Annotated in this window: 10 protein-coding genes; 9 read left to right on the plus strand and 1 reads right to left on the minus strand. The window is 38.7% G+C overall.

The features are described 5' to 3' along the window. The first annotated feature begins 49 nt into the window (after nt 1–49). From ACSHXM_RS08610 to ACSHXM_RS08640, 7 genes are all read left to right on the plus strand, one after another. Nucleotides 50–2,569 carry a DUF2169 domain-containing protein gene (locus ACSHXM_RS08610; RefSeq protein ID WP_435688347.1) on the plus strand — a complete coding sequence of 840 codons (2,520 nt, stop codon included), beginning with the start codon at nt 50–52 and terminating at the stop codon, nt 2,567–2,569. A 1-nt stretch (nt 2,570) separates the two neighbouring features. Next, nucleotides 2,571–4,742, plus strand: a complete 2,172-nt coding sequence (locus tag ACSHXM_RS08615) for a pentapeptide repeat-containing protein (RefSeq protein ID WP_435688348.1) — start codon at nt 2,571–2,573, stop codon at nt 4,740–4,742. Between the two features lie 25 nt (nt 4,743–4,767). Next, on the plus strand, nt 4,768–5,457 hold the full coding sequence (locus ACSHXM_RS08620) for a DUF3540 domain-containing protein (protein WP_435688349.1): 690 nt from the start codon (nt 4,768–4,770) through the stop codon (nt 5,455–5,457). An 8-nt stretch (nt 5,458–5,465) separates the two neighbouring features. Beyond that, nucleotides 5,466–5,879: a PAAR-like domain-containing protein gene (locus ACSHXM_RS08625; RefSeq protein WP_435688350.1), complete on the plus strand. Its 414-nt coding sequence runs from the start codon at nt 5,466–5,468 to the stop codon at nt 5,877–5,879. A gap of 69 nt (nt 5,880–5,948) precedes the next feature. After that, entirely contained in the window at nt 5,949–7,655 is a 1,707-nt protein-coding gene (locus ACSHXM_RS08630) for a leucine-rich repeat domain-containing protein (RefSeq protein ID WP_435688351.1), read from the plus strand. Nucleotides 7,656–7,761: 106 nt separating this feature from the next. Further along, the gene (locus ACSHXM_RS08635) at nt 7,762–8,586 is read left to right on the plus strand and encodes a transglutaminase family protein (protein WP_435688352.1); all 825 of its coding nucleotides are present in this window, start codon (nt 7,762–7,764) and stop codon (nt 8,584–8,586) included. A 149-nt stretch (nt 8,587–8,735) separates the two neighbouring features. Next, nucleotides 8,736–9,530, plus strand: a complete 795-nt coding sequence (locus ACSHXM_RS08640; RefSeq protein WP_435688353.1) for a hypothetical protein — start codon at nt 8,736–8,738, stop codon at nt 9,528–9,530. Nucleotides 9,531–9,542: 12 nt separating this feature from the next. Here ACSHXM_RS08640 and ACSHXM_RS08645 read toward each other — a convergent pair whose 3' ends face one another. Then, nucleotides 9,543–10,334, minus strand: a complete 792-nt coding sequence (locus tag ACSHXM_RS08645) for a PP2C family protein-serine/threonine phosphatase (RefSeq protein ID WP_435688354.1) — start codon at nt 10,332–10,334, stop codon at nt 9,543–9,545. Between the two features lie 218 nt (nt 10,335–10,552). Here ACSHXM_RS08645 and ACSHXM_RS08650 point away from each other — a divergent pair, with 218 nt between their 5' ends. After that, nucleotides 10,553–12,742 (plus strand): protein kinase domain-containing protein, encoded by a 2,190-nt coding sequence (locus tag ACSHXM_RS08650; RefSeq protein WP_435688355.1) that lies wholly within the window; start codon nt 10,553–10,555, stop codon nt 12,740–12,742. Between the two features lie 11 nt (nt 12,743–12,753). Next, on the plus strand, nt 12,754–12,983 hold a 230-nt coding region (locus ACSHXM_RS08655), incomplete at its 3' end, for a hypothetical protein (RefSeq protein WP_435688356.1).

The following is a 12,983-nucleotide window of genomic DNA, read 5'->3' on the forward strand; positions in this document are numbered from 1 at the left end:
TTTTTGGCGCTGAGCTGACATTAAGGCAAATAAGTAAAAGGGCATTATTTTGCAACAGGTAAACAACACTCAATTTAAACTGGCCTGGATGCCTGGCATGTTGCAATCGCCCCAGCACAGTTTGACATTAATTGTGAAAGGCTGTTTTGATTTGGTCGCCAATGAAAAGTCGGTTTTTACTGAGGACCCAGATGCAAGTGCTGTTATGGGAGATTTGTACGTAGGAGATGATCCTGCTGCTAGTTTAAGTTATGCCAATGATCTAATTATATATAAACCTAAAGCTGATTTAACTCTGAGTGGTTTAGCTTACCCTCAACTTGGACAGGCTGGTTGTACGGTCACATTTGGTGTTGGTGAGTGGTCTAAGTCGTTGGCAACGTTTAACGACCGATTCTGGAGATGGGGCAGCGCGACAGCACCTGAACCTTTTGGTGCTGAAAAAAACGCCATCCCATTGATTTATGAAAATGCATTTGGTGGTAGCCAGTTTAGTGGTAACCCTGTTGGTAAAGGTATAAATAAAGTTACGACCAAACAAGGGGAGGAATTACAACCCTTACCCAATGTAGAACATGTGAATAGTTTTGTGTCATCTCCTTCGCAAAAATCTACCCCAGCAGGATTTGGCCCTTTAAAAGATAATTGGGCAGACAAAACACCCGTAAAAGGTACCTATGATGACAAATGGTTGAAACAACATTTTCCATATTTTCCCAAAGATTTTGACTGGGGGTATTTTAATACTGCGCCTCAAGATCAACAGGTCGCCTATTTATCCGGAGATGAAACTCTCTATTTCGCAAATTTGCGCCCTGAACTGCCGCAATTTAGCAGCCAGTTACCTGAGTTACGCCCAAGGTTATTTTTACATGGTGAATTAGATGGAAATGCTTTTTTTCAGGAAGTCACATTGCGCATTGATACACTGCATGTTGATATGGAGAAGCAACAGGTTAATTTAGTATGGCGCGGTGTAGTGGGTGTGCAAAGTGATGAGTTTGAAGAAATAAACCATGCTTGTTTGTATGTTGAAAATATGGACGCGCCTCAACAACCTCAGTCTTACTATTTTGATACTTTCCAAGCTGATATCGCCGCTCCCGACGAAGAACATAAATTGGAGAAGTTTGAAGATAAAGACGGCGTAGATTTACCTATTGAACAACCAGAAGTAGAGCTAACAGCGACAGCAGAAGATAACATAGCTGTAGACGATTCTGATTCAGATCTCGATAAACTATTTGAGGAACAATTTGCAGCGATTAAAAAGCAAATGCAAAAAGCAGGAATGCCTACCGAGTTAGTTGACAATGTGGGAGTGGGTATGGACCCAATGGCATTTTTAAATAAATTAACGACTACGTATAACTTAGATGCATCCCAAGGTGAAGCTGTCATTGCCAAAAGTCACCAAGACTTTAAAGAGTTATTAACGGCTCATGGGCATGACCCGGATGCGCTCAATTTTCCTAACGTATTCGGTGCAGAAAGCGCAGCCACTGAATCCAAACCAAATGAACCAGAATTGATTGAAATACCATCACCAGAGGTCACCGAGGAAGACCTTGAAAAGGGTGACCTGAGCGGCTCTAATTTATCTCATCGAGATTTGTCTAACCGAGATTTTAAAGAAGCTGATTTAGCGGGGGCAGATTTGACTGGCGCCAATATCAGTGGCAGTAACTTTACTTCAGCCGATCTTAGTAAAGCTAATTTAACTGGAGCCAATGCGCAAGGCGCAATTTTTGATCATGCGATTTTAACCAGTGTTTCAGGAAATAAAGCGAATTTCACTGAGATTTCTGCGATAGAGGCGTTATTTCAGAAAGTAAAGTTAGTCAAAGCGAATTTTACTCTTGCCAACCTTACGGGGGCTGACTTTAGTCAGAGTGTATTGGCTGGTAGCTTGTTCAATGAAACATTATTAGAAAACAGTTTATTTGAAAAAGCCGACTTATCGCACTGTCGGTATGAGGCTGTGACGGCCGTAGGTGCTAGTTTTATTCAAAGTAACTTAAGAGAAAGTTTCTTCAGTAATAGTAACTTAAGCCAAACTAATTATGGGCTAGCTAGGTTAAGTTTGGCTAGCTTTGAAAACTCTGATTTGACCGATTCAGTATTAGAGTCAGTTGACGCACACGGTATACATTTCGAGGAATGTATTCTGCATAATGTACGAGCAGGCGAGCAAAGTGATTTCACGGGTGCAAAGTTGAGTGGTGGCAATGCAAACAACGGCATGTTTTCTGACAGTATTTTAGCTAATTCGATATTTTTAAACGTTGAATTACACAGTGCTGATTTTAGTCAGACTGATCTTACTATGGCTAGATTTGAGCACTGTAATTTAAAGATGGCTGAGTTTGCTAAAGCAAATTTAAGTGATAGTAAATTATCTGGGGTGAATTTATTTCAGGCGAGTTTTGCAAAAACTAAACTTTCTCGAGCCGATTTAAGTATGTCTAACTTGTACGGGGCTGAGTTTCATCAGGCTAATCTACAAGACACCAATCTAAAGGGTGCTAATATTAAACAAACTAAGATTGAATTAGGCATGGTGAGATAAAATGGATGATATAGCCAAGCATTTTCTTCGATTATTGCAAAATGGTGTTCAGCCTGAAAACAATATTGTATTTAGTGTTAGCCTTTCTGGGGCCGACTTATCTGGACTGGACTTATCTGGCATCATGTTTGTCGATGTTGATCTAAGTTTTGCCAATTTCAGTAAGGCAAACCTTCAAGGTTGTAGTTTGTTTAATTGCATATTGGATAATACGGATTTTAGCCAAGCAAATTTATCCCAAGTCATCTTGAATAACCAAAAGCTGTTAGAAAATAAAGAGAAAACAGAAGCTTTAATAAAAAATGATGAAGCAGAACATGAGCACACGCTCGTTTGTGCAATTGGAGCCAATTTTAGCCAGTCGAAACTAGAAGATTGCATTATAGCGAGTCTAGACTTAACTAATGCAAATTTTAATAATGTTGAATTATTGTCTACAAATATTGAAAAATGTAGCCTAAAAGGCGCAAACTTTAAAGACGCTGATATTGTAGAAAGTAACTTGAGTCATTGCATATTTGATGACGTAAATTTCAACGATTGTGTCGTCACAAACACTAAATTAAATAATAGTAGTGTGCACGATTCTACTTTTAAAAACGCAAAATTAGTTGAGGTGTCGTTGGTTGCGATTCAACCATTAGCTCCGGATTTTACCGGTGCAGAATTGTCTAATGTGAAGGCAAGTAATCTAGATTTACGCAGTGCTGGCAACCTACAAGGAAATTATAGTGGTCAATCTTTGGCCGGTCTCAATTTAGCGGGAATGGATCTAAAAGCATGTCGTTTAGAGCGCTGTGATTTAAGTCATGCAGACCTTCGAGGAGCAGACTTGGCTGGTGTTGATTTAAGTCATGCTAATTTCTATCAAGCACAAATGGATGGCGTTAATTTAAGTAGAGCCTGTTTGTATGGGGCTAAGTTAGATGCGGCTTTGCTGACTTCAATTACATTGCTCGATACCAATTTTGAAATGGCTGATTTTTCTAATGCGGATTTACAGCAAGCTGATTTATCTGGCGCAAATCTATCGCACGTAAATTTTTCTGGTAGAGATTTATCTTCTACTCGATTAGTTGGTGCGAATCTAAGTCATGCTGATATGTCTGATACTTCATTAGTAGGTGTAGACTTAAGTGATTGTAATTGTAAAGGTACCGATTTTTCGAACAGCGACCTCAGTGATGCTTTGTTAGTAAGAGCTGATTGCACCGATGCTGATTTTAGTGAGTGCCAATTTATCAGGGTCAAGGTTACGAGCAGTAAGTTTTCTGAGGCGAGTATGATTGATATACAAGCTAAAGACGTTAATTTTTCCAATTTGAATTTACAAAAATTGGACGCAACGGCAGGTAAGTTTGATTATTGTACGTTTAATAATGCAGACCTTACAGATGCCAGCTTTCAGTCTAGTGAAATTCATAACTCCGATTTTCATGAGTCTCTGCTTGTTACCGCAGATTTTTCTAAAAGTAACTTAGTCCGACTAAGCTTTCAAAACGCTGTGATAGAACGAACATCTTTTGATGAAGCAAAGTCAGAACAAACAGATTTTAATCAGGTTCGTTGTCAAAGTGTTTCGTTTGCCAGTACATCTTTTAAAAGTTGTCGTTTGTCTGGTGGCACCTACATTAGGTGTGATTTTTCTAATCTCGACTTAACAGAGTATGATTTACACTCCAGTGAATTTAGCGACAGTAATTTTTCTAAATGTAAGCTCGATCAGGCTAGACTAGATGGTTCTAGGCTAGATCGCTGTGATTTTGGTGGCGCAAGTTTGAAGTCGGCTGCGTTAAGAAATGTTGAGGCTGTAGCAGTGAATTTTATGCAAGCAAATCTAACCGGGGCGGTATTGAATAACGGTAACTTCACTACGGCCTGTTTTATTGAATCTTGTTTGGCCTTAGCTGACTTTAGTGAGGCGTGTATCACTGAAGGCATGTTTACCGATGCAGAATGTGCGGGTAGCAAGTTTTGTAACGCGACTGGCCAATATGCTGACTTTTCTGGTAGCCGTTTGATTAATGCTGATTTTTCTGGTGCCGATATGACAGGTATGAACCAGCACTGTATTGATGACAGTGGCGCCAATTGGCGTGGTACAAACTTAAAGAACGTGCGAAAAACCAACAAGGATTTGGCTGAGGCACAACGCTGGGAAATGCCAGCATGATAAAAACTTTGGAAGGAAGGTTACTATGATTAGTGCTATTTCACCGCAGGCCTTGCAAGGTCTTGATAACTATATTCGAGTTGCAGAAGTCGAACAGGTTGTTGATTCGAATCAAATATTGGTCAAGTTGTCGCAAGACAAGCGCGTGTTCGAACTATGGGTATGTTTTGCCATGGGGAACATGCCATTACCGCAAGTTGGTGATAGGGTATTGGTAGCGGGTGAGAATGTAGACGGTGGCTACATTATTGGTCATTTTCCGGCGCAAGCTGTGCCGCATCAACGCTTTAGTATTGAGCAGGATGAAGCCAGTGGTAAAACAATACTGAGCGTACCAGAAGGTGATTTAGACTTACGTAGTGAGCAAGGTAGTATTTGTTTACAGGCAGCGAAGAATATTGAGTTAAACAGTCCACAGTTTGCACTAGAAACAGCCAAAGGAGAGTTTAATATTGTTGACGCTTCTTATCAGGGATTACGATTGGGTGCGAGTATTGCGCAAACTAAATTGTTTTTGGGCAAATTGAATACTACTGTTGGGCGCTTGATTGAAAAAGCGAAAAACGTGTATCGACAAGTAGATAATTTAAATCAGTTGAAAGCCGGCCGTATGCGGACTTTGGTAAAAGGTTCTTATCATCTTAAAAGCGAAAGTATTAATCAAAAGGCTGACAAAGATGTGCGTATCGATGGCGACAAGATTAATTTAGGGTAGGAACAGTTATGTTTGGTATTAGTACAAAAGGTGGCGGAATGAGCAACGCGATGCCAGACGTGTGTAAAACACCTGCACCACCCGCGCCACCAATCCCTATTCCTTATCCCAATATAGCTTCATTTACCCAAGCTAACCCCGGTACCTGCAGTAAAAAAGTGAAAGTTTTGAACCAGGCTGTTGTTTCTAAAGACACCATAATTACTATGACATCGGGTGATGAAGCTGGATCGATTGGTGGAGTTGTCTCAGGTATGATAAAAGGGCCAGCTAAGGCCAAAACATTTAGCCAAAAGGTTAAAATAGAAGGTAAAAATGTTGTATATCAAACCTGTACTATTGGTCAAAACGGCTCTAATCCAAATGCTCCTGCCGGTATTCATTCAGTACCGTCCCAAACAACTGTTTTAGTCAGCGGTTAACTAGGTTAAGGATTTTGGGTTTGTAATGAAATCCAAAGTATTAATAAATTAATTTTTAGGGACATAGCCTTGTCTGCAAATGATAAAACAACAATTCAAATGGTTGATCTAAATAACCGGGGTGCTTTTGGTTGTATTCTTAAAAGTATTTATTCTGATGACGATGGACTAGTAGAAAAGACCAAGTTGGAATGGAAGACCCATCTAAAAGTAGATTTTTCTCGTTTTACTTCTGACGATCCAAAAAACTTAGGCCTAACTCTTAAAGAGCTCGATCATAATTCTTTTAAAAATTTCGGTCATTTAACTAAGTTGACCATTAGGGCTACAAAACTAAAAAACATTAACGTAGATGCTTTCAAACATCTAAGTAACTTGCAAGAACTCACTATAAGTGGGTGTGATTTGGATTGTTTAGAGCCTAACGTTTTTAATGGATTAAGTTCGCTTAAAAGCCTGACTCTTACATATACAAATATTACTAATTTGACAGCTGAGCATTTTTCTAGCTTGACTAAGTTAGAAACGTTGAATTTACAACACAATCAGCTATCAATATTAAATGAAAATATATTTTCTAAATTAGAGTCGTTAACAGTATTGCGATTGTCCCACAATCCGATTAACAACAGTTTGCCTGATAGGGTTTTTGTTAACCAAAGAGATTTGCGTGAGCTGGAATTAAACAATACGTATTTGAGCTCTTTTAAACCGGATACTTTTTCATCTTTATCTGGGTTAGTGTCACTCAATTTAAGTTATTGTAAATTGAGTATGGTTTTAGAAAGTAATCATTTTGATGGGCTTTCGGGATTGAAGATACTAAACATGAAGGCTAATCGGTTAGAAAAATTGAATGCCAACTGTTTTCAAAAATTAGCTCAATTGAACACTTTGAACTTGTCACAAAATTGTATTCATCATATTGGCGCTAATGATTTTTCTCATTTACAGGCGTTAATAGAGCTGGACCTTAGCGATAATCAAATTAATAACGTGGTGTCTATTTCTAAGGCCGCTTTTAAGGATTGCCAAACGCTACAAAAATTAGACATTTCTGGAAATAAAGCCAAAAAATTTGATAGGGATTTTTTAGCGTTAAACGACAGCGTTGAAGTTAGCTGGGAAGAAAGCTCAGGTGCTCAATCTTTTTACGAAGCTCAAATCGATAGGGCGATGCAGGAACAGAATGTATTCACACCTTGGAGTAATACAGCGCCTTTGCATAATTTGTTTAAATTAATAGGTTTCAATAAAGTTTATTTGATAGGGTATTTAAAAGTGCTGCCCATTTTATTGTTTTTGGCTGTTTTTGCATCGATTGGGTCGTCTTCAAAGGATATTTTTAATTTTGTGCTCTTCCCATTTTATTATAGCTTGGGGAGTGTTTTATTATTTTTGGTTAGTTATCGTTATCGTCTTTTTCATCTTTATAAACTTCGCCGATTATCTGAATGTGACTTATTAAAAAAACAATTCTTAGTAGAGTGTGTTGAGTTGGCGTGCAAACAGTTTGGCTTAACAAAAATTCCGGAAATCGCTATTGTTACTGATACGAAAGACTCGAAACCTATTTGCGATGTGGTTGGTATGCACAAAAATAAATTTATTTTGTATTTAAATGACGCATTATTTACCGATCTAAATCGGTGTGAAATAAATGAAATTATTAATAAAAAAGTGCAAGAGGCTTGTTCCTATACAATGCCACTTAATACTATTTTCAGAGCTGCGAAATTTCCGGTGCCATTTTTATTTGAGTTCCGCTTAAAGTAGTTTAAACAAATTACGGTATTTGATAATGCAGATTGCTGTTAAATAATGCTCTAGTAATCATAAATTAAGATTTATAAAGCGCTATTTACAGAGACAAATTTTAACTATGCCGAAATATCAAATAGTCCACAATACCCAATACCGTTTTGATGAACCCGCACTCGGCTTAACTTTATTAACCTGCCTAAAACCTATACAGAATATTAATCAAACACTTGGCTTTCACAAAATAACCTGTGTGCCTAGCGCTAGAGTCCGTTTAGAAAAAGTAGATATTTTTGGTAATGTTCAACAACAATTACAATTTCATCGTGCTTTGCAAAAAGTGGAAGTGAGTGCGATGAGTGAAGTGACTATTAATGGTTTACAGCAGCCAATTAAATCTGCACCTCATGAACCTTCATGGAATGAGTTATTTGATATCGCTGAGTTAAACAATATTCTAGTTGAATCATGTAAATTTGCGGGTGATATTTTTGCTCTAAAGAAACGTTTGCCAGAAAAAATTGAAATGTTAATGTCGCGTGTTTTTAAGGGGTTCGTATATGACGTATCCGCAACAAAGATCGATACGTCTTTGCTTGAGTTATACAAATTACGCCGCGGTGTGTGCCAGGATTTCACTAGATTATGTATTGCGGTGTTGCAGGCTCACAATATTGCGGCTCGTTATGTCAGTGGATATTTGTATTGTAATCCCTGTGAAGAGAACCTTGTTAGGCAAAGTGCCTCACATGCTTGGGTCTCTGTGTTTATACCGAATGAGGGCTGGCGTGATTTTGATCCAACGAATAATCAGTGGGCAGACGAAAACTATATTTCTGTCGGTTGGGGTAGAGATTATGTAGATGTTATCCCACTCAAAGGAATTTTAGATGAAGCTAATAGGCAACGAATTAACGTATCTGTGACAATAGAAAAGAAAGTCTAATATCATAAAAACCTAACTTTATTTGTATGAGTTTATTGGTTTTGAAGATAAAGTTCGACACAGATACCGATTGTAAGTAAAGATAGGCATATTCCCTTGTATATAAATGCAAGGATGACAGAGTTAACAACCAACAGGGAGCGCCCTCGATGGCAGGTAAAAAAATATGGGTAACATGGTTACCTGATAAAGAAAACGAAGCAGAGTTACAGCAAACTATTAAAGATTTGCAAATGGTTGGGTTGGAAGTATCAGGTGCCCCTTGGATTGATGATTTAGAAAAGTGTGCGTGGACAGAGCTAACTGAGATGTTATCTGGAGAAGGTTGCCCAGATTTGTGGTTAGTGTGTGGTCGCTCTGAAGATTTTACTAATGCCCGTTTAACCTATGGATTATCGGTTAGTTGCTCTTTCTTGGATTTCCATAACCCAGCTTTAAAAATGTTTGTTCAGAATATTGAAGGTACCGAGCTGCCTCAGTTGCCTACGCTTTTGCAAGGTGGCGAAGTGTTAAATAATGCAGCAGGTTGGGCTGCTAAAGTTGTAGCGGCTGCTTATGGTGCTCCACAAGCCACTGCAAAGACCGATATTCATTCGACTATTATTGCGCATTCAGCGATTGGCCAATGGTTTGAAGTCGGGCCTGCAGTAGGTGAAGCTGAATGGGTGGGGGCTATGTTTGGTATTACGGGTGAAGATTGTGAAATTACCTTTCAAGCCGTGGGAGACAGAGGGCAGTTACCAGAAAAAGCCGTCAACGAATATCCTTCGTCAGGTATAAAAGCAGAGATAGGTGATGATGAATTCACTGCTTGTGCATTACAAAATAAGATTTCATCAGAGCAATCTTATTACGTCAAAGTGAAGGGGTTTCCGCAGAAAATTATGTTTGGCGGCCATCCAGGGACCGACCAAGCAGACGTTACCATTATTACACTAAGTTAGGTGGGTCTAATCTTAATTTAACGGCAAGGTATCATCTAAAGGCAAAGTACTATCCAAGTAATTTGTGGTGACATTAGATGAACTACCTTGTTGATCTTCTACTACTATGACTGTCACATTATCTCTGGCCATCCTTTCAAGAGATCGGTCTATCATGACTTGAGTAATAGAGTGTAAAGGGATGTTGTTTAACGACTCTTCTATTTCATTGTCTTCCATGACTTTATTTAAACCATCGCTACATAAAAAATATTTATCGCCAGCTTGTAACGTATCACTTACCACATCCAAATTGAGTATCTCACTGGCGCCCACTGCACGAGTAATAACATTGGCTTTAGGGTGATTTTCAGCTTCTTCTGGCGATAAAAGGCCAGCTTGAACCATTTCTTCTACTTGACTGTGATCCGTGGTGACTCGTGTAAGCTGATTATGCCTTAAGCGATATATACGACTGTCGCCAGCCCAGATGCAATGTGCCTGATTGTCATCAAAAATGAGCACAACCACTGTGCTGCCAATCACTGCGTTTTGTTCGATTGCCATATCAACTAATCTGTCGTTCACAGCACACAGGCGCTCTTTGATTTGTGCTGCATTTAGAGGGTAGTGATCGGGTGTTGCCAGGCACTCTAAATAATCAACAATCATTTTACTTGCCACGTCACCTTTTGCGTGGCCACCCATGCCATCAGCAACACACCACATTTTGACTTGTGGTGCATCCAAGAAATTGTCTTCATTTACTTTGCGAACAGTACCAACATCAGTTTTTCCAATTGATTTCCATGTGAAATTTTGCATCTTTATGTGTTCCATTCGAGTCTAAAGGCGGCTGAATTACCACTTAAATCTTTGTTCAGGACTAGCCTGTTCAGATACATAATCCAATCCAGTCCTGCCACAAATGTTTTTTGCTTGCTGGTATTATTGTATGTAAACTGATGTTCAAATATTGCATTAATTCTTGACCTAATTGAAGACTTTCTTGCAGGTTAATCAAAATAAAGTAAGGAAAGTTGATGGCTGATAATATGCTTGATAAAACCATCGGTCGGTATGAAATCAAGGAAATGATAGGTGAAGGTGCGATGGCTAAGGTCTATCGAGCATATGATCCTGAAATCAATCGTTCTGTCGCCTTCAAAATTCTTAAAGAAGATCATTGTGTTGATGATGAATATTTATCCCGTTTTTTGCGAGAAGCAAAAGCTGCAGGAGCTCTATCTCACTCAAGCATAGTGACAGTTTACGATGTAGGTAAACTCGAAAAATCCCCTTATATCATGATGGAACTATTAGATGGTTGTGATTTGGGTGAGGTTCTTCAAAAAAAGAAAATTTTATCTTTAAAACAAACGCTCGTAATTGGATTGCAGCTTGCTAAAGCTCTCGATTATGCACACAAGTCGGGTATTGTTCATCGTGATGTAAAACCGGATAACATAATTGTTCTACCTGATGGTGAATCCATTAAAGTCGCCGACTTTGGTATCGCCCGCATGAACGAGAATGAAGAAGCACAAAAAACCCAAGTAGGTTCAGTGTTAGGCACACCTCGTTATATGTCGCCAGAGCAGGCTTTAGGTGATTCGGTGGATGGGCGCTCTGATTTGTTTTCTGTTGGCGTAATCCTATATGAAATGCTCAGCGGCATGAAAGCCTTTGATGCAAGTAATATGGGCACACTTATGATTCAAATTGCTCAAAAACAACCAGAGCCGCTTAAAAAATTGCGTCCTGAATTACCTGCTGGTGTGCGCCAAATTATCCAAAAGTTGTTACAAAAATCGCCTGACAAAAGGTTTCAAACTGGCGCTGACTTAGCTGCTGCTTTAGGTAAAGAATTAAATACCTTACGTGACGAACAAGACGAGCAGAAAAAACAAAAATATTTGCCTTTAAAAATTCGTTGGACTTTGTCTGTGGGCGCTATCGTTGCCTTAGTGTCATTTATTAGCATAAATGTTGTGTTTAATATGCAATCTTCTGCAATGACTAAACAGGCCGTAGATTCAGGTGCTTCCTTTGCCAAGTTTATTTCGACTGAAACAGCCATTCCACTTTTGAGTGAAGACTGGATAACACTAGAAACATTTATTAACGATGCGGCTAGCCGAGACACGTTTTCATACTTAATCGTGACAGATAGAGTGGGGATCATCCGTGGAGCAAGTGACACAAGTCTTGTTGGTCAAAAGTATGCTCCAGATGAAAGTGCTGAGTTAATCAGTGAAACTGAAGATGTGCATACCACCAGTTCTGAAACTGAAGACGGGCACAAAGTGTTTAATATCAATACCCCTATTCTTTTTCAAAGCACAGAAGTAGGTGAAATAGTATTAGGCTTATCACAAGACAGCTTAGATGAAGTGAAAAGTATTACTGGTTGGTTAATGTTTATATTGGCATTAATCACTACTTCATCTGTGGCAGTTGTAATGTTTATATTTGGTGGATTAATTGCTCGTCCGTTTAAAGTCCTTAATCAATCATTAAAAAGCTTTGCGTCGGGTAATCTAGATACTCGAATTTCATTAACCCGAAATGATGAGATTGGCGAAGTATTCGATTGTTTTAATAACATGGCCACCTCGGTTCAAGAGCGTTATACATCAGTTGCAGATGAGTTGGAACAAACTGGCGTTAAAGTAGCAAAGCTTGAACAATCACAGATTAATGGACCTGAAGTTGAATCTGAAAAGCCGACTACACCTGAAGCTGAAGCCACGCCAGAAGATCTCTCAGCACTTGAGAATACCGATGCGACTATTATAGCCAGTAGTTTAATTAACATTAAAAAAACTAAACTGAAGAAAGAATCTGATTCAAATTTGGAGAATCAATCTGAAGATCAGACTATTATTTCTAGCAGTTTGATCACAGAGCCTAAAGCTGAGCTTGAAGAAGACGTCAATTCAGAATCGTCTAACGAATCACCAGAAAATAAAGAAAAAGAAGCTAATCCTGTTGTTAAAAAAGCGCCACGTAAACCTAGAGCAAGAAAGGTCAAGGCCAAAGCAAAGGATGGTAGTGCAGAAAACAGTGAGCTTTCTGAAAAAGATAACACATCAGAAGCTTCAGAAGTAAAAGCTGGTAAACCTGAAACATCTACAAAACAACAAGCTCTAGAAGAAATTACAAACACAGTAGAAAGTGACGCAGATGATTTGGATGCTGACAGAACAATAATTAAACCTGAATCAAAATAGGATCAACTAATTTGAATAATTCAATTTTAAGCTCAGCATTAGTTTGTGTGTTATTGCTGGTGGGATGTGCCACTACTAAATCTTCAATCGTAGCGGAAAATGAAGATTTTATTGTGTTAAAAGTTGATGAATCCGATAGTTATGTCTCACTTGCAGAAAAATATTTAGGAGACACTCGGTACGCTAATGTTATTCAGCGTTATAACCCAGATGTCGCTGCAAAAACAGGTAACCATATTGC

Origin of the sequence: Paraglaciecola sp., assembly GCF_051252315.1 — a bacterium.
Taxonomy (GTDB): domain Bacteria; phylum Pseudomonadota; class Gammaproteobacteria; order Enterobacterales; family Alteromonadaceae; genus Paraglaciecola.

Coding starts and splice junctions, on each gene's coding strand:
- ACSHXM_RS08640 (WP_435688353.1), top strand. CDS start 8,736: ATGGCAGGTAAAAAAATATGGGTAACATGGTTACCTGATAAAGAAAAC.
- ACSHXM_RS08645 (WP_435688354.1), bottom strand. CDS start 10,334: ATGCAAAATTTCACATGGAAATCAATTGGAAAAACTGATGTTGGTACT.
- ACSHXM_RS08650 (WP_435688355.1), top strand. CDS start 10,553: ATGGCTGATAATATGCTTGATAAAACCATCGGTCGGTATGAAATCAAG.
- ACSHXM_RS08620 (WP_435688349.1), top strand. CDS start 4,768: ATGATTAGTGCTATTTCACCGCAGGCCTTGCAAGGTCTTGATAACTAT.
- ACSHXM_RS08625 (WP_435688350.1), top strand. CDS start 5,466: ATGTTTGGTATTAGTACAAAAGGTGGCGGAATGAGCAACGCGATGCCA.
- ACSHXM_RS08615 (WP_435688348.1), top strand. CDS start 2,571: ATGGATGATATAGCCAAGCATTTTCTTCGATTATTGCAAAATGGTGTT.
- ACSHXM_RS08635 (WP_435688352.1), top strand. CDS start 7,762: ATGCCGAAATATCAAATAGTCCACAATACCCAATACCGTTTTGATGAA.